Annotated in this window: 22 protein-coding genes; 11 read left to right on the forward strand and 11 right to left on the reverse strand. The window is 38.5% G+C overall.

From position 1 onward, the window contains the following. Positions 1-149 precede the first annotated feature (149 nt). From BVC88_RS14085 to BVC88_RS14095, 3 genes are all read left to right on the forward strand, one after another. Positions 150-596: a Rieske 2Fe-2S domain-containing protein gene (locus BVC88_RS14085; RefSeq protein WP_075351337.1), complete on the forward strand. Its 447-nt coding sequence runs from the start codon at positions 150-152 to the stop codon at positions 594-596. Between the two features lie 9 nt (positions 597-605). Then, positions 606-1,550, forward strand: a complete 945-nt coding sequence (locus BVC88_RS14090; protein WP_075351338.1) for a DUF5777 family beta-barrel protein — start codon at positions 606-608, stop codon at positions 1,548-1,550. Between the two features lie 265 nt (positions 1,551-1,815). Next, positions 1,816-2,367, forward strand: a complete 552-nt coding sequence (locus tag BVC88_RS14095) for a YceI family protein (protein ID WP_075351339.1) — start codon at positions 1,816-1,818, stop codon at positions 2,365-2,367. A 107-nt stretch (positions 2,368-2,474) separates the two neighbouring features. On the opposite strand, the gene BVC88_RS14100 is transcribed toward BVC88_RS14095, so the two are convergent. From BVC88_RS14100 to BVC88_RS14115, 4 genes are all read right to left on the reverse strand, one after another. Further along, a complete protein-coding gene (locus BVC88_RS14100) occupies positions 2,475-4,142 on the reverse strand; it encodes a DUF6909 family protein (protein ID WP_075351340.1) in 1,668 nt (555 codons plus the stop codon). A gap of 145 nt (positions 4,143-4,287) precedes the next feature. Then, entirely contained in the window at positions 4,288-4,854 is a 567-nt protein-coding gene (gene msrA / locus BVC88_RS14105) for a peptide-methionine (S)-S-oxide reductase MsrA (RefSeq protein WP_075351341.1), read from the reverse strand. Between the two features lie 42 nt (positions 4,855-4,896). Beyond that, entirely contained in the window at positions 4,897-5,115 is a 219-nt protein-coding gene (locus BVC88_RS14110) for a hypothetical protein (RefSeq protein WP_075351342.1), read from the reverse strand. 40 nt (positions 5,116-5,155) lie between these two features. Then, a complete protein-coding gene (locus tag BVC88_RS14115) occupies positions 5,156-5,698 on the reverse strand; it encodes a class I SAM-dependent methyltransferase (protein WP_075351343.1) in 543 nt (180 codons plus the stop codon). Positions 5,699-5,846: 148 nt separating this feature from the next. Between BVC88_RS14115 and BVC88_RS14120 the strand changes: the two genes are divergently transcribed. Further along, positions 5,847-7,787: an LTA synthase family protein gene (locus BVC88_RS14120; protein WP_175574423.1), complete on the forward strand. Its 1,941-nt coding sequence runs from the start codon at positions 5,847-5,849 to the stop codon at positions 7,785-7,787. Here the strand turns inward: BVC88_RS14120 and BVC88_RS14125 are convergent. Genes BVC88_RS14125 through BVC88_RS14145 form a run of 5 tightly spaced genes read right to left on the reverse strand, consistent with a single transcriptional unit; the run spans position 7,780 to position 13,596 of the window. After that, positions 7,780-8,958, reverse strand: a complete 1,179-nt coding sequence (locus tag BVC88_RS14125) for a hypothetical protein (RefSeq protein WP_075351439.1) — start codon at positions 8,956-8,958, stop codon at positions 7,780-7,782. The genes BVC88_RS14120 and BVC88_RS14125 overlap by 8 nt on opposite strands. A 9-nt stretch (positions 8,959-8,967) precedes the next feature. Further along, the gene (locus BVC88_RS14130; RefSeq protein WP_075351345.1) at positions 8,968-10,200 is read right to left on the reverse strand and encodes a YaiO family outer membrane beta-barrel protein; all 1,233 of its coding nucleotides are present in this window, start codon (positions 10,198-10,200) and stop codon (positions 8,968-8,970) included. After that, a complete protein-coding gene (locus BVC88_RS14135) occupies positions 10,197-11,657 on the reverse strand; it encodes a glycosyltransferase family 2 protein (protein ID WP_075351346.1) in 1,461 nt (486 codons plus the stop codon). The genes BVC88_RS14130 and BVC88_RS14135 overlap by 4 nt, the downstream gene beginning before the upstream one ends. Beyond that, the gene (locus tag BVC88_RS14140) at positions 11,650-13,230 is read right to left on the reverse strand and encodes a hypothetical protein (protein WP_075351347.1); all 1,581 of its coding nucleotides are present in this window, start codon (positions 13,228-13,230) and stop codon (positions 11,650-11,652) included. The genes BVC88_RS14135 and BVC88_RS14140 overlap by 8 nt, the downstream gene beginning before the upstream one ends. Positions 13,231-13,236: 6 nt before the next feature. Then, positions 13,237-13,596 carry a response regulator transcription factor gene (locus BVC88_RS14145; protein ID WP_075351348.1) on the reverse strand — a complete coding sequence of 120 codons (360 nt, stop codon included), beginning with the start codon at positions 13,594-13,596 and terminating at the stop codon, positions 13,237-13,239. A 313-nt stretch (positions 13,597-13,909) separates the two neighbouring features. Here BVC88_RS14145 and BVC88_RS14150 point away from each other — a divergent pair, with 313 nt between their 5' ends. From BVC88_RS14150 to BVC88_RS14180, 7 genes are all read left to right on the forward strand, one after another. Then, positions 13,910-15,604: an amidohydrolase family protein gene (locus tag BVC88_RS14150; protein ID WP_075351349.1), complete on the forward strand. Its 1,695-nt coding sequence runs from the start codon at positions 13,910-13,912 to the stop codon at positions 15,602-15,604. Positions 15,605-15,608: 4 nt separating this feature from the next. Then, on the forward strand, positions 15,609-16,988 hold the full coding sequence (locus BVC88_RS14155; protein ID WP_075351350.1) for an amidohydrolase family protein: 1,380 nt from the start codon (positions 15,609-15,611) through the stop codon (positions 16,986-16,988). 13 nt (positions 16,989-17,001) lie between these two features. Next, on the forward strand, positions 17,002-18,303 hold the full coding sequence (locus tag BVC88_RS14160) for an amidohydrolase family protein (RefSeq protein WP_075351351.1): 1,302 nt from the start codon (positions 17,002-17,004) through the stop codon (positions 18,301-18,303). Positions 18,304-18,382: 79 nt separating this feature from the next. Beyond that, a complete protein-coding gene (locus BVC88_RS14165) occupies positions 18,383-19,558 on the forward strand; it encodes a C40 family peptidase (protein WP_075351440.1) in 1,176 nt (391 codons plus the stop codon). After that, positions 19,555-21,660, forward strand: a complete 2,106-nt coding sequence (locus BVC88_RS14170; protein WP_075351352.1) for a M28 family peptidase — start codon at positions 19,555-19,557, stop codon at positions 21,658-21,660. The genes BVC88_RS14165 and BVC88_RS14170 overlap by 4 nt, the downstream gene beginning before the upstream one ends. A 165-nt stretch (positions 21,661-21,825) precedes the next feature. After that, positions 21,826-22,227, forward strand: a complete 402-nt coding sequence (locus BVC88_RS14175; protein WP_075351353.1) for a nucleotidyltransferase substrate binding protein — start codon at positions 21,826-21,828, stop codon at positions 22,225-22,227. 10 nt (positions 22,228-22,237) lie between these two features. After that, positions 22,238-22,564, forward strand: coding sequence for a nucleotidyltransferase domain-containing protein (locus tag BVC88_RS14180; RefSeq protein ID WP_075351354.1), 327 nt, complete (start codon positions 22,238-22,240; stop codon positions 22,562-22,564). Between the two features lie 88 nt (positions 22,565-22,652). Here the strand turns inward: BVC88_RS14180 and BVC88_RS14185 are convergent, their stop codons facing one another. Together BVC88_RS14185 and BVC88_RS14190 are read right to left on the reverse strand one after the other, a co-directional pair. Then, the gene (locus BVC88_RS14185; protein ID WP_075351355.1) at positions 22,653-24,218 is read right to left on the reverse strand and encodes a S8 family peptidase; all 1,566 of its coding nucleotides are present in this window, start codon (positions 24,216-24,218) and stop codon (positions 22,653-22,655) included. A gap of 148 nt (positions 24,219-24,366) precedes the next feature. Continuing rightward, positions 24,367-25,278, reverse strand: a complete 912-nt coding sequence (locus tag BVC88_RS14190; RefSeq protein WP_075351356.1) for a helix-turn-helix transcriptional regulator — start codon at positions 25,276-25,278, stop codon at positions 24,367-24,369. Between the last annotated feature and the right edge of the window lie 112 nt (positions 25,279-25,390).

Below are 25,390 nucleotides of genomic sequence, written 5' to 3' on the forward strand. Positions count from 1 at the left end.
CCTTTAGGTAGTTATAAATAAAAGGCTAGGTTCTTATTTAGTGAAACTTGTTTCAGTTAGAAATAATTTAAACAAATCTTAAGAATTGCTTAAGGAAACCTCCAAAATCAAAGTCCTAGCTTGTTTCACGAATTAACTACCCTAAAGAAATGGAAGAAAAACTATCCAGAAACGCATTCTTAAAATCCCTTGGGTTTAAAGGTGCTTCGCTTTTAGCCGTCTATTGTGCTGTACCCGCTTTAAGCAGTTGTATCAATGAACCTTCTCCAAACGATCCAGGAGGAGGCGGTTCCACTATAGATTTCACACTTGATCTTAATGATTCAGCCTATTCTGCGCTAAAAACTGTTGGAAAGTATGTCATTGCCAATAGGATAGTGATCGCCAGAATCTCCTCGACTACTTTCGCTGCTGTCACTCAGGTTTGTTCGCACGAGAACAAAGCAAAAGTAATCTATCGTAATGCTGAGTTTTATTGTCCGGAGCATGGTGCAAAGTATGATGTGAACGGACGAGGACTTAACTCCAATGGGAAAAATGGCTTGACGGTTTATATGACAGCTTTTGATGGAAGTCTACTCCGGGTTTTTTCTTAATAAAAGACCATGCGAATCAAAAATATATTGCTCTCTGTATTTATCCTTTTTTTTGGATTAGTAGGAAAAGCATTTGCTCAGGATGATTTGATGGCAATGTTGGATGAGGATCTTTCTAAAGAACCGGTTTATACATACGCCACTTTCAAAGCAACCCGACTAATCAATGGTCAGACCGTGGAAACTATTTCAAAAAAGCACCTCAACTTCTGGATTTCCCATCGTTTTGGTGCAGTGAATAGCGGATTCATAAACAATTTCTTTGGGCTGGATGAAGCAAAAATCCGCTTGGGATTAGAATATGGAATAACTGACCAATGGTTAATAGGCGCAGGAAGAAGTTCAATGGAAAAGACATATGATTTCTATTCAAAATATAAAGTACTGCGCCAATCAAATAAAATCCCGGTCACAGTCACAGTAATGGGAGGTTGGGCCATCAATACCATGAATACGGGATATATCACCGAAACTGGTGCTGAGATGAAGTTCTTCAATAATCTTGAGCGATACTCCTATCATGGGCAGTTACTAATTGCTCGTAAATTCAATGAAAAACTTTCTCTTCAACTAATGCCAACCGTTCTACATCAGAATCGAGTGGAAAGTGCATCAATCGAAAACACAATGCTTTCCATGGGAGGCGGGGGTAGATACAAACTCTCAAACAGAATTACGCTTTCGGCCGAATATTACTACAACTTGGTGGATAAAAACCAATATCAAAGTGAAACAGGTCTTCCCTACCCTTTTCACAACTCCCTTTCTTTGGGTGTAGATATTGAGACCGGTGGACACGTCTTTCAGCTTCATTTCACCAACTCTAAAGGTATGATTGAAAAACAGTTTATCGGGCAGACAATCGGTACCTGGGAAAACAAGGATATTTTCTATGGATTCAATATTGCAAGAACATTCAGTCTGGATAAGTCAGCAAAAAAGAAAATCAAATGAAATGCCCATAAGAAAAGTGCTCAAACAGGGCAATGATTATTCAGGGCAATCATTATGACCATTAAAAAATCAATAATAAACAGATGAAATGCCCATGAGAAGTATCTTCTCTCACACAGGGGGATGATTATCAAGGGCATTCCATATGGCCTCTAAAAAACAAAATTATAAACATATGAAATCGGGCAAAACCAAAGATTCACAAAATGGTGTATTTATCAGCTTTGCGAGATTCCATGCGACCCATGAAAAACAAGTATAACGCATGAAAAAGCTAATCATCTTCGTATTCCTTTACTGTTCTCAATTTGTAATTGGAAGTGCTGTTGCACAAACGCTCTTTTCAACCTCAACAGGTGAGATCTCTTTTTATTCTTCTACCCCAGTGGAAGATATAAGCGCTGTGAATAAAAAAGTCGGCAGTATCATCAATTCAGATACGCGTGAAGTTGCAGTTCAAATGCGAATCACTGATTTTTCATTTCCTAATAAATTGATGCAAGAGCATTTCAATGAAAATTATCTAGAAAGCGAAAAGTATCCAACGGCATCATTTAGAGGTAAAATCATTGGTAATGAAGATTTTACTGTGCCCGGAGATTACGCTGTAAAAGCCACTGGTTTGATGAAAATTCATGGAGTGGAAAAACCTATGGATTTGATCGGTAAGATCCATTCAGATGGTAAACTGTTAAATCTCAAAGTTGAATTTTTAATCAAACTTGTTGATTATAAAATTGAGATCCCAACCTTGGTTTTCGCAAAGATTGCTGAGGAAATACAAGTCAAAGGAACGCTGGACTTGGTGAAAAAATAAGAATTTCAAATGTTAGGATAAATTCCATTTTTGAATTTATGATTCAAAAAAAAGCCGTTGAAGTGAATACACTTCAATGGCTTTTAATTTTTAAACTTTATCGGATTTTAAGAAAAAAGCTTTTCCAGAATCTTGTAGGTAATCAAATAAGTAGGCCTCACCCCTTCCATCCCCAAAGCTCCGGATGCTAAAGTGCTTCCAGTCTCCAAAGGATTATCAGATGCATAATAAGCATATAGCACTTTAACGTTTGACCGTATGCTTCTACGGATTTTTGAAGCAGACTGAATCGCTTTTTGATAATGTGCTCCTTCCATTTCCAAACCTACAGCATGCCAGGAAGACTCCATAAAATAAGTCAGAATGTCTTTATTCTGAAGGGAAGTTCCCAATACAGTAACCATTGAACCAGAATAAACCCCTAAGCCATAGCCTTCGAAATCTGATTTTTTGAACTCGTTTTTGAATGGATAATTATCTGCAGTTCCTTCAAAAACATGTGAGTTTGGAATCATCAAATCTCCCTTTCCTCCATAAAGTATTCCCGCTTTACCCATGATAGAGGTTGAAATGATATCCAAAGGACTGGTTTTTTCTTCCCTATGATATGGCTTCAACAATTCATCAAAACATTCATAAGCCTGTTCCCCAAAAGCATAATCCATCACCACAAAAACAGGTCTTTTACTCTTGTCTTTGGGTAAAATTACTCCAGGAATCAGCTCATCTTTTTCCAATAATGCTGTATCAATAATTTGAGCACCAATATTTGTCCCAGATTCATCCGGGAGATTGATAAATCCATGCTCCAATGCATAATCTTCTATAGCTTTCCCCTGATTCCCTTTCGTGTTTGTGCTGATATCCATCACCACATCCTCCAATGATTGGTAATCCTTGAGATCGAGAAGTTGAAAACCATAAATGGTATTCAATACAGAATGAAGATTGGCAGAGATAATATGAATAGGACGTTTTAAAAGGTCTTTTTGATCCAATGTAGCTTTGATCCTTTTTGCCCAAAGCTCTCCATATACGTGATGACCTACCCTTTCCCGAAGGGTAGCTGAGAAGGAAATCTCTCGATCCATTCCTTGAACACTCTCTTCAAAAGCCAACTTTCCTAAGTGATAAATAATTGAAAATAGGCTATTTGAATTCGAGCTACGCTTAAATTTATCTACAGCAAATAAGGTTTCCTCAAAGGTACGGCCGATCAAATGACTCAAATAAGCACTGGCTGCTTCTTTATTAAAGTCTTCACCATTTTGCTCTTTTGTCACTATCTCTTCCAGCATACGCCAGTTGGTATTTATTTTACCTTTGGCATCTGTACTGTTTTGAAAGATTTTATTGGATTCGATATTCAAAAATGTCAAATGAGTAAGAATATCATAGATGTCGGAGCGGCCTCTTGTCATCTCCACATACATAATATGCTCATCCAAACGGTAGCAGTTTCGCTTTCGCTTTGGAGGAATGATCGGAGTTAGTTTAGAAGATTCGTAGCCCTCTCTACTGATCAACCGGACATAGCGACATTCTTCTATACCTCGTGGAAGTCGTTCCATTACATACAGCAATCCATCAAGCTCCACTTTTTCAGGATCGGTAATCGTACCGTAGATTTCAGGGCTTAGGATTCGAAGTGCCTCTACTAAGCCTTCGCCTGATATACCATTTGGTTTATAGACTCCTCGGGTGAATAAATGCCTCATCGTAATGTATAATCGCTCAATGGCAGCTCGGGATTCTTGGGCTCTAGTTCTTTTCATATGAATACAATAGCTTCTTAAATAGCCATCCCGATAGCTATCGGGAGGAATCTCGCAAAGTACCTAATCGTACAGGCATTTGACTTTCTTGTCATGCTCGATTTCATCATTGCAAATTAGTTTTGCAGGACAAAAGTAGGAAATCCTATTTTAATCGATCACTAAAAAATTTCTTTAGCTTATCCACTTTCGGTTTTACCACAATTTGACAATAAGGTTGACTTCCGTTCAAATTGTAATAATCCTGATGATAGTTCTCCGCCGGATAAAAATTAGTGAAGGCAGTAATCTCTGTGACAATCGGGCGATCAAAAACCTTAGAATCATTAAGTTCTCCTTTTAGCTTTTCAGCAATCTCGCGCTGCGATGTAGTATTGTAAAATATAGCAGATCGATATTGAGGACCTACATCGGCACCTTGACGATTTAATGTTGTGGGATCATGAGTAACCCAAAAAACCTCCAAAATTTCTTCTAGAGAAATCACTTTAGGGTCGAAATAAACTTCAATTACCTCAGCATGTCCGGTAGTGCCATTACAAATTTCCCGGTAAGAGGGATCTTCAACAAATCCACCAGAGTAACCTGAAACAACTTTTTCTACTCCTTTCAGTCTTTGAAAAACTGCTTCTGTGCACCAAAAGCAACCAGCACCTAAAGTGATTAATTCTAAGCCATCAGGAATGGAAAGCGAAGTTGTAGGAAGATTCATAGAATTATATTTTCTGTTCAAAAAATTAAAACCCAATAACAATCAGATAAGTTTGGAAGGTTTACTGATTTTGGAATTATGGGGTAGATCATGGTTGAGATTTATAAATTCACTATCAGATTTGATTTCTATCAAACCCTCCTGGTACAGTTGTTTAACTGTAAGAAAAACATCCTCTTGAAATAACTCCCAATCTTCCGGATACATTTGCTGTATTACTTCCAAAGGAGAGAACTCAACTCCTTTTTTTTGATTAAGCATTGCTAGTATCGCGATTCTGAGAATGTCCACAAGGAATTAATCAATTGCATACCATGACAAATGCAGGCGGTAAATTTTTTAGAGTAAAGCTGGTTTTAACCCTTTCGAAATGCTTTTTGAATAAGTTTTTCAACAAGTAAGAATAACAAATCTGAATAAAAAATCCATTTGGGGATAGTGCGAGCTTACTCTGCTCCAAAATCTGATATTTTACATCTAAGGGAATCAAACTAAATGGTAATGAAGAAAGTACATAATCCGCTTTTTTCCCTTTAAGATATAAGTGGATATTTTCTGCTGAATCATTGATGATATGGACATTTTCTTGTGGAAAAAGCTTTTCCATAGAGTCACAAAATGATTTGTTAATTTCAAAAACAAATAACTCGGCATTTGGCGACATGCGATCCACAATCCCTTGAGTGATACTTCCATCTCCACCTCCCAGCTCGACAATTATCTTTGAATCCGCAATGTTTGCATGCGAAAGCATTTTTGCTACCAGTGCCTTTGAACTAAATGTCAATGCTCCTGTGGTACTGATATTTGAGTAGAGCTCTACCCATAAATCTGATTTAGTCATATATCTTTTTTCGGACTCCAAGATATCTTATTTTGCCCTATATTTTAATTAGATTTGCCTAAGAAATATTATAAATATGGCCCAAAAGGCTGAAATCCACTCAGATTTACCAGTAAAAATTCAAACTACCCTGAAAAATTTCTGGGGTATGTCCTTGATATTCTTTATTCTAATGATCGGATTCCGTTTCTTGGAATTAAAGCTTGTTTTCGATTCTCATATTTTACCTTTTCAGTTTGATGAGGTTTTGACTGTAGGATTGCTGGATGATATCAGCTGGTACTTTTATTTCGTGGGATTGCTTTTAATCTTACACGGTATTGTTTCTTTTTTTTCAATTAAAATTGCCAAATGGTTCAGCCAATTAATATTTGGGATTGCATTAGTAATTCAACTGGCACTAACTTTTTACTTCTCTAGATCTCTGATTCCCTTAGGAAAGGATCTTTACGCCTACAGTACTTCTGATTTGATTTTGACGGTAGAAGCTTCAGGCCAACTGAACCCCACCAACTTGATTTTTATTGGGATTTTCTTTGTGGTGCTCCTCTTTTTATTACAAACTGGTATTTGGATCATGCGGCTGTCGCTAAGGAGTTACCTCTATGTAACGGGAATTTCCTATTTGTTACTTTTGGTCGCTGTAATAAATCCACTTGTTGATTTAAAAAGTCAGGATGAGACTAAGCAAAACATTAAGTTGAATAAATCCAGTTTTTTGGCTTTTCAGACTTTTGATTACTTCATGTTTACCAATGAGTATTATTTTGATTTTTACTTAAGATCAACAAATGAAGGACTAGCCGTGAAGAAGGATTATTTTGATCCTTCTTTTCCATTTGCTTTCAAAGCAAACTATCCAGATGTATTGGGGCCCTATTTCGATAGCTTGGAAAAGGCTCCGGATATAGTTTTCGTTTTAATCGAAAGTATGGGAAAAGCCTATTCTGGGACAGATGCTTATTTAGGAAGTTTTACTCCATTTCTGGACTCCTTAGAACAGCATAGCTTAGTTTGGATGAATAATGTGTCTTCGACTGGAAGAACATTCGGGATTCTTCCAGGTATTTTTTCAGGATTGCCGTTTGGAGAAAAAGGTTTTCTGGAGCTATACCAAGATTTCCCTAAACATGAATCACTATTAAGTGTGCTGAGAGAAAATGATTATGAAGTCCGCTATTTCATTGGAGCAGATCAAAATTTCGATAATCAAGGCAGTTTCCTGAATTATCAGAAAGTAGATCAATTGGTAGATATTTTAGGTTTTGATCCGAAATATGAAAAAGCTCCTTCAAATACTGGTTTTTCGTGGGGATATTCAGATAAGGAATTGTTTCGCAATGGTTTGGAAAAACTTCCACTAAATTCCTCTAAACCCCAACTTAGAATTTTTCAAACTCAAACTTCTCATGATCCATATCTAGTACCAGAGCTTCCGTTTTATCAAAGCAAGTTGCGAAGTCATTTGAAGGATAATTTAAAATTAAGTGATTCTCAAATTGGTGATTATCTGGCTTATGAAGACGTCTACATGACACTTTTATATGCTGATGATGCAGTTCGGGAGTTTATGGAGGCTTATTCCAAACGTCCAGAGTTTGAAAATACGATCTTCATATTTACAGGTGATCACCGATTGCCTGACATTCCTATGTCCTCAAGATTAGACCGCTTTCATGTGCCATTGATTATCTATTCCCCTTTGATTACTCGCCCAAGCTATTTTAGAGGAATGACAAGTCATTTTGAGGTAACACCGAGTATTCTTGCATTTCTTAGGGATCAAGCAGGTTTAAAAATGCCGGAAATAGCTACTTGGCAGGGTCAAGTTCTAGATACATCAAGGGTATTCCAATCCAAATTAGCTATGCCTTTAATGCGAAATAAGAATCAGCTCTTGGATTACTTAGACGGTGAGTTTTTCTTATCTGATGGACAGTTATTTACAATTTCAGACAATTTGAATATCGACCCTGTAACAGACAATGATTTGACCAATAAGCTGAACGGGCAATTCGAAGATTTTAAAAACAAAAATAATTACATGGTTCAAACCCGGAAATTACTTCCTGTCCAACAGATCAATTAGTCACCCGATCTTCAGCCTTCTCAATAATCTGAGATATTAAAGGAAAGTAGTAATTCCAAAAAAAACTTTCACGGTCCTTGTAATCTGACACTAAGTGGAACCCTCGCCAAAGTATTGGAAGTCCCGTGAATCTAGCTGAACCCAAATCTACTTTCATATCCGTAAAATCTCCTGAAAAGTAATAAAACTGGCCCTTATCAGAATTTTTCACCACCGTGGCAGGAAAAAATCGAGGCAATCCCATTGCTTTAAGTTTCTCTAATCCTTCGGAACTTGGATTGATATCAAAATATGAAACTACTTCGTAACCTCGATCAATTAAAACGATATCAAACCAATCCGGATATGGGACTACTTCAGGGAGTTGAAAACCTGTCTTGTTAAAATAGGGTGTTCTAATTTCAGGGATGCGGGATTGATAATCTTTTTTATAGGTAAGCGCCTCTACTTTCCCATCTTCATGCACAAATACAAGTCCAGGACCTTTTCCTATCCACGTGTTGTCATGTTGCTCAAGGTAGTTTGTGACCAACCATTTGGGTAGCAGTGTACTTGCAGTAGTATCAAGTTCTTCAAAATAGCGTGCAATCCAACCTGTCCATTTGATTCCAAGTTCATTCTCTATTTCTGTACGGTTAAATTTTGTCGTTGGAGAATCAAAGGAATTAAATTCTACTATAGTGGTTTTGTTTTGTTTTGCGGCCTCTCTCACAAGTTTGATTTCTCCCTGATTCAAACCTCCAAATACCTTGGAAGAACGCTCTTTTTGATTGGTTTTATTTAAATCATTCTTATATACTCCATAAGTATCTGCTAAAAAAAGCACATCAACAGGCTTAATTCTAGCTTCTATTTCAGCATCAGTGAGTTTGGAAAAGTCATCTCCAAAAGCCGGTTCATTTTCACTTGCCAAATGATACCCGTAATAATCCTGAGTGAAATCATAGTACCTACCTTCCTTATTTTGGATTTTTTGATATTCAAGAATCCAATAGAATGATTGGTGCTCGTTGTAGGTATCATTAGTGACTGATTTATCAATAACAACTATTTCAAGTTGCCTTATGGGATAAAACAGCCAAAAGGAATAACTAATCAAAGGGATTAGTAAAAAAGCCAGGATGATAGGTAAATATTTCCTAACTACTAATTTGAATTCTTCATTAAGCATAGGATTCAATTAAAACCGGTATTCTGCACCGATTGAGATATTCAAATTATTTCTAAAACGATCTGTGCTTAATTCATCCCTACTATAGCCTGTGTAGCCAAAAATCATAAATCTTGGAACTATCAATTGTTGATATCCCAGCCGAACTCGGTATGAATTTAGAAGTTGGGATGGATCTCTACTTTCCTCGTCAGGAGACACACCAGAGCTAATTTGCATACTGAAAAAATCCTCACCAGTCTTAAAGTAATAACGCGCTTGAATATTTCCGGAGGTGCCCGCTCCGACTTCTTGAGGGATTACGTTTACCCTAAAATTAAACCACCAATTCCCTACATATTTACCTAGAGAGGCAGTATAAATATTTGTGACTTCTGAGAACCTCAGGTATCGGTATCCACCTTCAATTTCCCAAGCCTTTGGCAGATTAAAGTAAATAGATGTACCAAAACGGAAATTTGGAAAAAAACTTGCTCCAGAAGCCCCGACATTGACATAGGCATAAGCGTTTTTTCCCACCGATGGATATGCATCCAACTCATACAAGGTACCAGAACCTTCGAATCGATAGGCTTGCGTCACTCTTGCAATTAACGATCCTGTGAATTTGGTACGGGTTCTTCCATAGAGTGAAAAAGTGTTCCAAGGGCTAATATCACCAAAATAAGTGTCGTAATCATAAGTGACGCCAACTGCATTGTTTCTCCTTAAACGCTGCAAATTTTGAATGTATCCCAGAAAACCTTCCTGTTTAAATTCGCTCTCAAAAAGATCATCAGCAATTTTATAAGCAGCATCATAATCTTCTTGATTGTAATACAATCGAGATTCTTTATAGGCTAGTTCCGGAGGAAAAGCAGATCCAAAATTAGCTTTAGCACGATCTATTACTTTAAAGCCTTCCTCATAGGCTCCCGACCAAGTCAAATTATCCAAATAAGCAGAATAACCATCAGCGTAAGTTGGAGATGCGATGATAGCTCGTTCTAAATAAATCGAAGATGAATCATTTTTTCCTTCCCAGGCGTAACTTCTTCCAACTAAAATCAGGATATCAGCATAGTTTGGATATTTATCCAATGCACGAAAAGCAATTTTCCTTCCCTGAATATATTGTCCATCCATGATCAAGGTACGGGCCTCTGCCATTAGGACATCTGGATCAAAAGAATCTTGAGCATTTATTGGGAAATTGACCCCAATCATCAAGATTAATAAAAGAAAAAGTATCTGTTTTCTCATGAAGTTAGGGTTGATTCAAGATTCTTTTTATCCTCTGATTTTTTAAAGCCGTGTCGAATCATTTGACCCCAGCCACCTTTGCCCTTGATAAAATCCCAGTGCCCACGTAATCCCCACCAAACCACTTTAGGATGAACCAAAAAAGGTTCAATTAATATTGTCATTATCAAGCGATTCAAATCCTTCCTATCCTTGTAATTATTAAAAGCGATCTGTTCGTAAAGAATACTAAATGAAGAAACCAAAATGGTTAGTAAATACATCACTAAGAATATGGCTATAAAATAAAAGGCACTGAAATCTCCGATAATGATTAATACTAGCGTATAAAGCACTCCCAAGGTCTCCAATACAGGAGCCATTTTTTCAAATAATGACCAATAAGGATAAGACAACATTCCGAGAATACCGTAGGAAGGATTCAATCGAATCTCTTGATGTAGTTGTAGGGTTTCAATAGATCCTCTTATCCATCTATTCCGCTGTTTAGAAAGTGTTTTTTCATCTTCCGGCACCTCTGTCCAGCAAAGCGGATCAGGAATAAACCCCACCTTGTAAGGGATGTTTCTTTCTTCCATATATCGTCGCATCCGCACGACCAATTCCATATCCTCTCCTACTGTTTTGGTAAAATACCCACCTACTTCCACTACCAATTCCCGCTTAAAAAATCCGAATGCCCCGGAGATAAGCATGAGTCCATTAATTCGGGTCCAAGCCATTCTTCCCATCAAAAAGGCCCTGAAATATTCTATTACTTGGAATCTCCCGAATAATGAACTGGGCACTCTGTAAGTGGTAACTGTTCCATCTGTAACATCACAATTGTTAGCAATCCCGATAACTCCGCCTACCGCGATTACTTTTCGATTGGTCTCTTCCATAAATGGTCTGACCATTTTTGAAATAGCATCCTGAGAAAGAATACAATCCACATCAATGCAGGCCAAAATTTCCAATGAAGAAATATTAATTCCTGCATTGAGTGCATCTGCTTTTCCTCCATTCTCCTTATCGATCACGATAAGCTTTACATATGATCTATTTTTTGATTTATAGATTCCCCGTACAGTTTTGGTGTTTATCTTTTCCTCATAAGCGAATCGAGTTTTTTCTAATTCAAAAGCATGAATCAGTCTTTCTAATGTATCATCCCTCGAACCATCATTGATGATAATTACCTCAGTTTTTCCATAATGGAGCGAAAGCAAACTTTTCACATTTTGGACAATAGATTTCCCCTCATTAAAGGCCGGTGCTAGAATAGAAACTCCAGGGGCTATAGGTGAAGTAATGATATCATTGAAATCTATAAATCGATTTTTTTTGAGGTGATCTCGCATTTCCAAAGCACTAAGAATCATTACTGTCAAATAAACTAGTATGACGGAGAAACTTAATACCAAGAAGATCACTCCCAGTATCTCTAATATTAAATAGAAAAGAAAGCTATACATAGCTCAACAAAGGGTCTTCAAGGTGATGGTAAATTGCTTGAGTATCTTGGTCCTCTTCATTTAAAACGTAGGTTTTAAATGACTCATAGTTTAGCTTTTTAAGGCTTTCCATAAGGAGCATTTTTATTTCAAATCTTCTGTTTTGAGCCAATAGCTCTAGAATCATTTTCTCTGAACTTTTATCTCCAAGACTTCCGGCAGCTTTTATTGCCTGCCTGGAAAGTTTATCATTAGTTGATTGCATAGATGAATTAATCAAAGTAGTATAACTTGGCACACCTAAAACTTGAATAGTTTTTAGAATCTCAATTTTCTCCTCATCGGAAGCCTTGGTGGCTATGCCACCAATTTTCTCAACCAGATCCACGCGACCAACCATTCGAACCAGTTTATATCCAAATAGTCTTACAGTGATATTTTCGGAATCAAAAAGACTTACCATTAATAGTTTTCGAGTTGGATAGAGATACTTAATGATCCTCAGATAATTCATCTGTTGCCAATTTGAAAGTGGATATTTTTGATTTTTCAAAAATGATAGATCAACTTCTCTGGAGAGATTTAGTAGCGTGGCTGCTGCATTTGTCCGGATATGAAAATTGGGAGAATTCAAATGTTTCTTCACAAGTGGCAGGAATTCTTCCAGATCCATTTCATTAATTTGGATTAGTCCGCTAACAATAGCATCCCACTTTTTGCTGTTCACTTTTGATTCAGAGATTTTATATAATCCCAATCGCTTAAAAAGTGCTTTTAATTTATCCTTGAAATCACCCTTCATTTTCTTATTCAACGAAATGATGTTTTCAATCAAAACTTCCTTGAAGAGCTTATTGGAAAGGCGATGAGCTGGAAAATAGATCTCAATTTCTTCGTTAGGTAAATTCTTAATCTCCTCGAGGCTAAGATTGAACAGGATTTGAGATAGCGGGCTTGAAATCTCTTTTTCAAAATCGCTTCTTAATTGTTCTCTTCGGTTTCTTCTGGATTTGAAAAGGATCATAAAAAAAATCATCCCTCCAGCAATTAAGAAAAACACTGTAATAATCAAGGCGATCATAAAGATCTTGAAATCAGAAAAGTACCCAAAACCAACATTAAACCCAGGTTGAAATGGTGAGTCTTGAGCTAACAATACTAAATCTTGAGAATTGATATTTTTCTTTTCTGCCGGAAAAATATCATTGTTTCGAAGCAATGCAGAAACAAATTCAGATGCAGCCGCTTCCGTGGAAGGTTCGTCGTAAATTAAATATTGAAAGTTTGCTGAGGAAGCTAAAATCGAATCCAATCCTGATCTAAATTTTTTGAGTTGGGAAATTGAATCAATCGAATTAGAATACCACATTCCTAAATCGGCTCTGTTCCAGATGGCAGTATCTTTAGCAGGAAGTTGAAAATTGGCAGGTAATGTGAATCGAAACTTAAGTCCAGGGACTTGTTCTTGGTTGCTGAGAAATTCAAAAAAACTAGTAGAGTCAGAGAAGTAGGTTTTTTCTTGGCAAAAAGCCGTTGTGGATCCAAAAATTAGGATCAATAAAACTCCCAGTATCCTTTTTCCAACAAAGCTCATTTTAACCTATCTCAGAATTCTTTTGACCCGCATGGCAAGTTCATTCGGGTTAAATGGTTTGGAAATAAAATCAGATACCCCAAGATTAAACGCCTCTAGTACGATGGATTCTTCTTCTCCTAAAGAGCTTAGCACTATAATTGGAGTATTAGGTTTTTCCTTCCGCGCATGATGAATGATCTCAATCCCATTTTTGAATGGCATCATTACATCGGTTATAATTAGGTCTGGATTCTCTGTATTTATTGCATGAATTCCTTCGTTGCCATCCTTGACAGTAAGAGTGATATAACCGTCTTTATTCAAGCGAAATTCTACTAAACTAGAGATAAGCAAGTCATCTTCAATAAGTAATATTTTTTTCATAATGGTACTAAACGAAAGAATAAATATACTAGCTCATTTATAATTTCAGTGCCATTTAACCAGTCAAATAAATTTAAAAACAGACCGTAGGCTTTTGAATTAATGAAACTGTATCTCATCTACATAAAGACACCATTGATCAAAAAATTAGTAAGAAAAAAATAATTCCGAAAGGATACTGAAATAGCATTTCTTAGCTTGTGAGTTGAAAAAAACCAATCAACTGGATAAAATTTGGAAATTGAGAAGTGACAGTTTGGGACTTTCTTACCTCCATATTTTATTGAAATTAAATTAACCTCACTAAATATTTATGAAAAGAACACTATTCAAAGCAAGTGTGATTTGCATGCTGTTGGGAGGCTCTATCTTTTCCACTCAAGGGTTTGCCCAGAGCGATCCAACTGGAAAAAAGAGAGTTACTGATACTTATGCAATTACCAATGCTACTGTTTTCACCGCACCGGGAAAGGCAGGAGTCAAAGCCACTGTGCTCATCAAAGACGGTATAATCATGGGTGTTGGCTCCAATCTTAGTATCCCGACTGAGGCAAGACAGATCGCCGGAGATTCCTTATTTATCTATCCGGGATTCATTGATGGTGCAAGCAATGCGGGAATCACCAAACCAAAAGATCCTGAAAAACCAGAGAATTTTGTTTCTTCAAATCCACCGGATGAAATCGCCGGAATAACTCCATGGAGATCTGCTGTTGATCAATTCGCAATGGATAGCAAGGTAGAGGATCTGAGGAAAAGTGGATTTACATTAATCCAGGTCGTTCCTGATGGTGGAATGATTGCTGGAAAGTCAGCTGTCATGATCTTGGGTAATGAAGCTTCTGCAAATTTGATTAAAGAAAATACTGCATTGGCAGCAAGCTTTAGAGGTAGTCGCGGGATGTACCCGGGAACGGCTGCAGGTGTAATGGCCAAGTTTCGTGATGTATATAAAAATGCTGAACTGACTAAAACCAACTCTGACAAATTCGCATCCACTCCGGGAGTAAAAAGACCAGCGATCAACGATACCTATGCTGGTATGAAGGATGTTGTATCCAAAACTACTCCAGTGATGTTTTCTGCATCTTCAGAACTTGAAATCAGAAGAGTTTTGAAACTTCAGAAAGAGTTAGGCTTTAATTTGATCTTGACGGATTTAGAAAACTACGAAGGGGTAATCAATGAAATCAAAGCCTCAGGCGCAAAAGTGTTGATTAAAGCCGAGGTACCTGATGACAAAGCAATTAAAGCTCAGAAAGAGGATGCCTCAGCTGATGTGAAAGCACAATATGCCAGAGTAAAAGAAGCTTATGACAAATCAATTGCCCAAGCTGGTAAATTAGAAGCTGCAGGGATACCATTTGCATTTACCACTGCTGGTGTAAAAACCAGTGATATTGGAAAGTCTTTAAAGACTATGATTGATAATGGTTTGTCAGAAACTGCGGCTTTAGCAGCATTGACGACAAATCCAGCAGCAATGATGGGTCTAAGCAGAGAAGCTGGAACCATAGAGAAAGGTAAAATGGCCAATCTGGTTTTGACAACTGATACGCTCTTCAGTGAGGATTCGCAAATTAAGCATGTAATCGCTGACGGCTACATTTTCGACTATGAGACAAAAGCTAAGAAAAAAGCTTCAGATGCTGGAAATGGAACTGGTGGAGTTAAAATCGCAGGAAACTGGGATTACACGACAGAAAGTCCTGCTGGTAGAGGTGCAGGAGTAGTTGCAATTAAGAAAGAAGGAAACGAGTTTGGAGGAACAATTACGTATGACGACCCATCTGGATCTGGAAAAGCAACTGCCCCAATCAAAGACGTAAAGTTGGATGGTAATTCACTATCCTTTGCATTTGAAGTAAATGCACAAGGAATGTCAATTGTGGTTGAAATCTCAGGAACAGTAGAAGGTAACTCCATGGAAGGAACTATGGCTGTGGGACAATTTGGTTCATTCCCTTTTGAAGCTACTCTTTCTCCATCGCTAACTGCTAAAAACTAAATACATGAAAAAGATAAATTATTTTCTTGCAGCACTGTTGGGATTGAGTTTTTCATTTGCCTCAGCCCAAACACCAAAAGGCAGCGTGTTAATAAAGAATGCAACAGTACTTACTGTAACCAAGGGAACACTTCAGAATACTGATGTTTTGGTTCAGGATGGGATTATCAAAGAGGTGGGTTCCAACCTATCCGCTCCATCTGGTGTCCAAACCATAGACGCAACAGGTAAATACCTGATGCCTGGAATTATTGATGCTCACTCCCACGTGGGACTTGATGTGGTCAATGAGGCTACTTCGCCTATCACTGCTGAAGTGCAGATGAAGGATGTAGTAAATCCTACTGAAATCGGTATCTATCGTGCTTTGGCAGGTGGAGTCACAATTTCACATGCGATGCACGGATCTGCAAACGTAATTGGAGGACAAAATGCTACTTTAAAGCACCGTTGGGGAACAAAAAATCCTGATGACATCATCATGGCTGATGCCCCAAGAACGATCAAATTTGCACTCGGTGAAAACCCGACTCGAGTTCATGGTAGAGGTAATGGTATCCAACCAAGAAGTAGAATGGGCGTGGAAGCAGTAATCCGAAATGGATTCAATGAAGCCATCCAATACAAAAAAGCTTGGGCTGATTACAATGCTGCTGCTTCCCAAAAAGGAAGTACCGCTACTGCACCGGAATATGATGAGCGACTTCAGACCCTTGTGGATATCTTGGATGGAAAAATCATTATCCATTGTCACTCCTATCGTGCAGATGAAATCTACATGTTGATCAATGTGGCGAGAGATTTCAATATCTCAAAGCTGGTATTCCAACATACCAATGAAGGTTTCAAAGTAGCTCCGGAAATCGCTCAATATACAATGGGTGCATCTGTTTTTGCAGATTGGTGGGCTTACAAGTTTGAAGTTTATTATTCCACTGCTTTCAATGCTGCTATTCTTAATGCGAATGGAGCAATCACTTCCATCAATTCTGACTCAGCTGAATTAATCAGACACTTATACCATGAAGCTGCTAAAACCCAGCGATATGGAGGAATGACAGATGATGAGGCTTTGGCAATGATCACTATCAATCCAGCTCGTCAACTTGGAATCTCTGATAAAGTAGGTTCGATTGAAGAAGGAAAACAAGGTGATTTGGTGATTTTTGATTCTCATCCATTGTCAACCTACACTGTTCCACAAATGACTTTTGTGGATGGTGTGAAATACTTTGATATCAAAGAAGACAAAAATGATCAGCGTCTGGCTGTGAGTCCTACCGAAATGGTTGAGGATGTCTATCTACGTATCGAAACTGAAAGATGTATGCAGGATACTGAGCATCTATTTGAGATGGCCAGCAATTTATTTAATCAAAACTAATCACCCCGAAGACATGAAAAGACTAACAAAATCCTTTTTCGCCTTCTTGATCGCCATGCTTCCCATGGTGGCTATGGCTCAGATCGACGGGGAGTTTATTAAACCTCGTTCAGGCAAATTCTTATTGAAAAATGCTACGGTAGTAACCATTACCAAAGGCGTCTTGAATAATACTTCAGTACTTGTAGAAAATGGAAAAATCCAGGAAATCGGAGCTTCCATCGCTGCAAATGGTGCTGAAGAGATCGATTGTACCGGATTATTTATTTATCCGGGAATGATTGATAGCGGAACCAAATTGGGACTTGCCGAAGTAAGCTCAGTTCCTGAAACTGTTGATTTTTCCGAAGTAGGAAACTTCACTCCTAACATGCAGGCTTTGACTGCTGTGAATCCAAACTCTGAAGCTATTCCGGTTACTCGGGTTTCTGGTGTGACTACAGTATTGACAGTGCCATCAGGGGGATTATTCCCTGGTACAGCTGCATTGATCAATTTGAATGGCTATACACCAGATCAAATGTATGCAGGTTTTAAGGCAGTTGTAATGAATTTCCCTAGCTCAGGCAGAAGAGGAAGATTTGATCGTAGATCAGATGATGATATCAAAAAGGCCAATGAGAAAGCATTGAAAGATGCAAATGAACTCTGGGAAAATGCTAAAACCTATCTTAAACTAAAGAACGAAGGTGCAAGCTTAGAATATTACCCTGAGATGGATCAACTGGCAAAAGTTATCTCCGGAGAACTTGCTCTACTAGTACAAGTGGACGCTGCTTCCGATATTCAAAATGCCCTCAAATGGTTGGAAGGAAAAGACGTTAAAGTAATCTTGAGTGGTGTTTCTGAAGGATGGAGAGTTGCAGATGAAATCGCAAAATCCGGATATCCTGTAATCACAGGTCCTGTTCAGGATCTTCCAACTCGTGAATCTGATCGTTATGACACACCTTATGCGAATGCAGGTAAAATGGCAAAAGCTGGAGTAAAAGTAGCTATCCGAACTGACGAGATTGAAAATGTAAGAAATCTTCCTTTCCATGCAGCTTATGCAGCAAGCTATGGAATGGGAAAAGAAGAAGCTTGGAAAGCAGTAACAATCAATGCGGCAGAGATCTTTGGAATTGCAGATCAATATGGTTCTGTGGAGCAAGGAAAAGTAGCCAATTTGATCGTAGCGACTGGTGATCCATTTGAGACTCAATCTCAGATCATGCATGTGTTTATTGATGGTTATAGAATTCCTCTTTCAAATAGACACATTCGTCTTTATCAGGAATTTCTCGAAAGATCTCCAGGACTTAAGTCTAAGTAATCTTTCATAATTTATTAAACCACAAGAATTACTTTCTGATGAAGGTCTTTCTTGTGGTTTTCTTATTTTTATGAGCCCTATGAAAAAATCTATCCTCGCCTACTCTTTAACCTTTCTTGCACTCTACTCTTCCTGCTCACCAGAATCTTCGGACCAGAAAGTTGCTGTGCTGATCGATGAATACAAATCTGTCTATGCTCCTGACAAGCGGGTTGCACTATGGAATCTAACCTTTGAAAACGATTCTCTCAAAGGAGAAACCGACCAGCTCGAAGCCTACAATGAATTACTGGCGGAATTGTCAGCGAAGGAATTTAAGTTTATTGACGCAGTGAATCAACTCCCGGAGAAGCAGCTAGGAGATCAGATCAAGGCACTCGTAACAATTTCAGTAGCCAATATTCGAAGTCAACCTAAGCATTCTGCAGAATTAGCTACCCAAGCCTTGATGGGCACTCCACTTAATGTATTAAAAGAAGATGATGGCTGGTATCTAGTCCAAACTCCAGATCAGTACCTTTCTTGGGTAGATCGAGCTGGGATTCAGCTGATGTCTGAGCAAGAAATGGAGAACTGGTATCGTTCTCCCAAATTAGTTTTTACCGATTTAGTGGGATATGTCTGGAAAAGCCCAGATGCCAAGGAAATGATTTCAGACCTTGTAGCTGGTGATATTTTGACCATTGAGAATGAAACCATCAGTCATTATTTAGTTTCCCTTCCAGACCAACGTAAAGGTTGGATTGAGAAATCAAAAGCTCAAGATTGGGAAACTTGGACCTCCTCCCGAAACACAAGTCCTGAGAATTTGATCTCTACGGCAAAACAAATGATGGGATCACCTTACCTCTGGGGAGGAACTTCCATCAAAGGAATGGATTGCAGCGGTTTTACCAAGACTATATTTTATCTCAATGGTCAGATCATTCCTCGTGATGCTTCACAGCAAATTAATGAAGGTGAATTGATCGATGCAGACAAAAATTGGGAGAAGCTGCAGGTTGGAGATCTTCTTTTCTTCGGTGAGAAAGCTACTTCAGATAAAAAAGAAAAAGTCGTCCATGTGGGAATGTGGATTGGAAATGGAGAATTTATACATTCCAGAGGTTTGGTTAGAATCTCCAGCTTCGATCCCGAAAATCCTAACTATGACGAATACGAGCTTAACCGATACCTAAGGACCAAACGAATTGTCAATGTTCCTTCTGAGCATGTCCTTTCAGTTTCAAAATTACTTACAACCAATCAGCCATGAAGATATTAAAACCCTTACTTAGCCTAAGCCTGCTTACAACCGTAAGCTTTGGACTTGAGGCTCAGCAATTGGATGGTTTTTTACAAAAAAGCCAATCCAAAGAAAAAACAATTGAGCAAGAATATTTGAATGCAGTCAAATTTGACCGATTCAAAGTGCATCTAAAAGAACTTACCAAAGCTCCACACATCGCAGGAACTCCGGAAAATGAAGCTGTAGCTGCTTACATGACTAAGGTGATGAGCGATGCCGGAATGGATGTGAAATCTCATCCTTATGATGTCTATCTCCCAAATGATCCAGGAGAATCATTGCTGCAGATCATTAGTCCTGAGACGATGACACTTTCGCAGCAGGAAGGTCCAATTGCGGGGGATGAATTCTCTACAGATCCTCGCCTGCATAAAGGATTCAATGCCTTTTCCGGATCAGGTGATGTTACTGCCGAAGTGGTCTATGCGAATTATGGCACCAAGGCTGACTTCGAAAAGCTGGCTGAAATGGGTGTAGACTTAAAAGGCAAAGTAGTGATTGCACGCTATGGAGGTAATTTCAGAGGTTACAAAGCGAAATTCGCTGAAGAATCTGGTGCTGCTGCTTTGATCATTTATACTGACCCGGAAGATTCAGGTTCTGGGAAAGGCGGAGTCTATCCTGATGGCCCTTTCTTCAACGAAACTACTATACAGCGAGGTTCTTTACTGACTTTAGACTATACAGGCGATCCATTGACCCCATTTGAGCCGGCACTTCCAAGAGATGGTGCAAAACAAGCAAAGCGTCTTGATCCATCGGAAGTAGCTTTTCATACCATTCCTGTTTCCCCTATTGGATATGGCGCCGCAAAAGAAATCTTAAGCCGAATGAAAGGTTCCGCCGTACCTGAAGCTTGGCAGGGTGGATTGCCTTTTGACTATAAAATAACCGGAGGATCTGATCTGAAAGTGAGAGTCATGGTAGACCAGAAATCAGACTTTATCCGTGCAAATAATATCATCGGAACATTTGTCGGAAGTAAATATCCTGATGAGTGGATTATCCTCGGAAGCCACTACGATGCATGGAGCTTCGGAGCAACTGACCCTAATTCAGGAACTGCGATGATGCTGACTTTAGCCGAGGCAATTGGTGAATTAGTGAAAAATGGTGAAGCCCCTGCCCGATCTATCATGATTGGACATTGGGATGCCGAAGAGCAAGGAGTGATCGGTTCTACCGAATGGGTAGAGCAATACCAAAAAGAACTGGGAGCCAAAGCAGTGACTTATATGAACTTTGATGGTGGAGTATCAGGCAGGAATTTCGGTATTTCATCTGCCCCTACCTTGAAAAATTTGATCATCGAAGCTTCCAAAGAAGTTCAATATCCGGATTCCTCCAAGACTGTTTTTCAGGTATGGGCTGGTAAAAATGAAGAGCCAAGAATCGGAAACCTTGGAGGTGGATCTGATCATATTGCCTTCTATATGCATGTGGGCGTACCAAGTTTGAGTGGTGGAGTTGGAGGACCAACAGCCTATCATTCCAATTATGACAATTTTAATTACTACAGCAAATTTGTAGACCCTAGCTTCAAAATGGGCGGAACAGTGGCTCAGGTGATTGGTATTCTTACCCTTCGACTTGCTAATGCGGAAGTGATTCCTTACGATGTTTCCCGCTATGCGCGAGACCTTCGTGGACACTTTGACAATGCGGTTAAAAATGTAAAAACCATTGCTCCTGATTTCAATTCATTTGATCAGGTCGATGCAGCAATCAAGAAATTGGAAACGAGTTCTTCTGCTTATGAGACAGCATTGAATGGTGCTTTGACTTCAGACAATCTATCTTCAAAAACTATCCATAAACTAAACGTAGGTTTACTTGCTTTGGAGAAAAGCTGGATTGATCCAAAAGGAATGTATTATGGCAGTTGGTATCGTTCGCTTTATGTGAGTAACGATCCATTCTCCGGATATGCTTCATGGATACTACCAGGTATTCAATATGAAGTGGAAATCAAATCTACTGACCGCCTGGAAGAATGGGATGCACGCTATGCAAAAGCGATTCTTGACCTGAGCAAGAAGGTGGATAAATTGACTAAAAGGATCAAGTGATTTTCAAGTCAGAAGTTTGAAGTGAGAAATCTGAAAATTTGAATGAAAAAAAGGGCGAAAATTTTTCGCCCTTTTGCATTTAGATTCGAAATATTTTTAAACAATAGAAGTTTTAAATTCCATAGGCATTATAAGCTTTGATTTGAAAATTTTATAAATTAAATCATGGAAAATCAAGACATACGTTGGAAACAGCGTTTTGATAATTTTAAAAAGGCCTTTGCACAATTGGATAAAGCGGTCCTAAAGGGAGACTTTAATGAATTGGAAAGACAAGGATTAATCAAGGCTTTTGAATATTCTTATGAATTGGCCTGGAATACTTTAAGAGATTTTCTTTTGAGTAAAGGGTATTCTGATATTATCGGATCCAAAGATAGTTTCCGACTTGCTTTTCAGTTGGGATTAATTGAAAATGGTAATCTTTGGATGGATATGGTCAGGAGTAGAAATCTTACCAGCCATACTTATAATTTGGAAACAGCGGTATCTATTGAAGAAGAAATAGAGAAAAATTACCACAGGATGTTCAAGCAATTGATTGAGAGGCTTGATCAAGAACTCTAATTCCCCCATCATGTATAAAGAAATTAAAGCCAAAGAAATAGGACTGTCAGAAAGCGATCTGAATGAGATTAGAGATTTTGCTCGAAAAAATGAAAAAATCAAGCAAGTAGTGTTGTATGGTTCTCGTGCTAAAGGTAATTACAAACCTGGAAGTGATCTTGATTTGGTTTTAATCGGCGATAAGTTAGAATTGGCAGATCAGCTTTCTTTTTGGGCGGATTTAGATGAAAGTTGGCAGCCTTATTTTTTTGATGTTGCAATTCTTCAACATATCAAGAATGATGAATTACTTGACCACATAAACCGAGTAGGTAAAGTGATATATGAGAAACTCTAATGACCTATATACTATCAAGGAGAATTGAAAAGCCCCGAATTCTTGAAATTCGGGGCTTTTCAATTACTCACATAGGAAAAACAATCTATTAATAAACTCCCAAAGCTGCGGCTGCATTCAGATTGCCATAGCCATATTCAGAGCTTTTATTTGGATAGAGTGCTGAGGTGGATCTCATTTGATTCAGCACTTGATCCCTATTCCATCCTGGATTTTTTGACCAGATTAATGCGGCTATACCTGAAGCGGTAGCAGTTGCCACAGAAGATCCTCCCACAGTAGCAGGAGTATCACTGTATAAAGCAGTAGTCAAAGGCTTATTTTCAGTACCAGATCGCTCCATTACTACCGTAAACTCTACCTGAGAACCGGAATGACAAGTGCTGCATCGTTGATATCCATTTCCTTCTTTCACTCCAGTGACTGCAACTGTTTCAGACATGGTAGCGGGAAAAATCACCCCAACCCAATTCGTAAAAGTAGTTGAGGTTCCAGCTGCGGCAAAAATGAGCTTGCCACGATTATGTGCATAGCGGACGGCATCAGCCACTTTGGAGTTTGAGAATAAATCTCCAATTGACATGCTAATGATTTTTACATCGCTTCTTTTTCCCAAAAGAACCAAAGCATCTGCTACTCCATCTTTCTCATTCCCAGCATTAAAAATCACATCGCTTGTCCCTCTGACAGAAATAAGATTGGAATTGTAAGCGACCCCTACAGCATTTCCCACTGTATTTCTTGGGGAAGCAACAACGCCTGACATCGCTGTGCCGTGACCGCATTGATCATTTGGACCATCTGGACGCTTCCACCACCAAAATCCAGTTTGATAAGTACCAAAAGCTTGTACACTTCTACTGGAAGATTCCCCACTGTTGAATTGGGAATTCAGCATAGGTTGATTAGGGGATAATCCAGTGTCAATTACACCTACTGTAATCCCTGATCCTGTACTTTGACTCCAAGCCTGAGAGATTCCCATTTGATCATAGTTCCAGGAGGCTTTAGCATTTGGAGAAACACTTACAAAATCCCCAGCAGGAATTCCAGCATCTGGTTCATTAGAGCAACCCGCATCACTCAGGATTCTTTCATTTTCATTTTGATTCAGCAGGTTGTAATCAAATTCATAGCTTCTAGGCTCGAAATACCTTAACTCACCCATATTTCGAAGATTTTGTAAAACTTGAATATTGGTCACCTTCATTTCGAGATAAGGCAAATCCTCATGAATACTCGCTGCTTCATCGCCTGTTCTTGCTTGAGGCGTACCTTTTCTACCCATAGATTCATTGACCACAGAAATAATTTTTGAAGCTGCATTTTGCCAAGTGGAACTCGAGACATCTTCAATTCCAATTCTTGAATTTGGTTGCTGAATATCTGCCGGTTGATAGCCGATAGTCAGTGTAGAGTCTGAATACATCAGCGCACTAAATACCAATTCATCAGATTGATTTGCCCAGATGAAATCGCCAGTTTCATTGAGGGATTTCAAGATGAGTTGATCGATCTCGGATTGAGGTATCAAGGTGGTTTGAACCTCAGCTTGATTCTGATTCTGAATCACTGGTTGCTCTTCCTGATTACAGGAAAACAATAAAAGGCCGACTAAAAAAAGGCCTAAAATAAGTTTGGTTTTTTGTAACATGATTAAAAAGGATTTGATTAAAAATAGATAGATAAAGGAATTTAAAAATTAAAGCTCTGAATACCAACATTTAAAAATAAGTTTCTTCTCTCAAGCTATCGATTTGAGAATCTAAAATGGTAAAGCACAAGAATTACAAAACTTTAATTCAAAAATTCGCCCGAGCCAATTGATCATTCAAATAGGACTTCATCTCCTCCCCTTCCTCAACCGTAATTTCACCCGGAAGCCCTAAAATAAATCTTGCCAAACCCGGAAGTTGAGGGATTTCTCCATTGAAAAAATAGCTGTTCCTATTCTTGATATACATAAATGGCCGGGCATTGGGATGCTCCTCCATCATCAATTGATAAGCCTTTTTACTAAGCTTCAATTTGACCAAAAATTTATTCTTTCCGGAAAACCCAAAAAGCTGAGTACCCGGCAACAAATGCTTGGATTCAAAAGACCAAGGGATTTGACTTAAAACTACCTCTCCGATTCTCTCGATCTTAAAAACTTTCATGCTCTTACTTTCAATCTCAAATGCATGAATTGCTTCGTAATTGGATGAAAAAGCCACTGGCTCCACCAGTCGATCACTGGTAGTATCCGAACTCAGGGAATAGTAATCCTTCAACCAAACCTGAACTTTCTCCTGAATCCCCTTTCCGATTTCATCTACCAACCTACCAAGATTGGCCTTGAAGAGTTCTTCAGTAACTTTTTTCACTTCAGATCGTACGGCCAACTTCTTCAGAATAGAATCATGAAGCAAATTTCCCTTTCCCTGACTTTCAATCATACTTCGAAGCCATTGGCTTTCTTCTGCCGAAAATGCCCCATAATTCAGGGTTTGATCCATTCCAGTCTGTTGCTGTATCTTGTATTTGCTGTATTCTTTGACTACCTCAAAACCCAAAGCATCCAGCAGTTTGAAATAGCGATAAATCGTCCGCTCATCTGTTTCAAGTAATTCTGCCAATCGATGAACCGGCTTACCAATGTTACTTTGAAGTAAATTGATCAGTTTAAAAACCCGTAAAATCTTCTGCTGTTCGATCTGAGATGCCTGCGCCATTACTTTTGTATTTAGAGTTCCAAATTAAAGAATGAATCCCTGATCCAAAAACTGAATGACAGTTATTGTCATTTTTGATCATCTAGTTCAAAAGAAAATATTTCGGCTATTT

The sequence above is a fragment of the Algoriphagus marinus genome (assembly GCF_001936475.1).
In the GTDB taxonomy this organism is placed as follows: Bacteria; Bacteroidota; Bacteroidia; order Cytophagales; family Cyclobacteriaceae; genus Algoriphagus; species Algoriphagus marinus.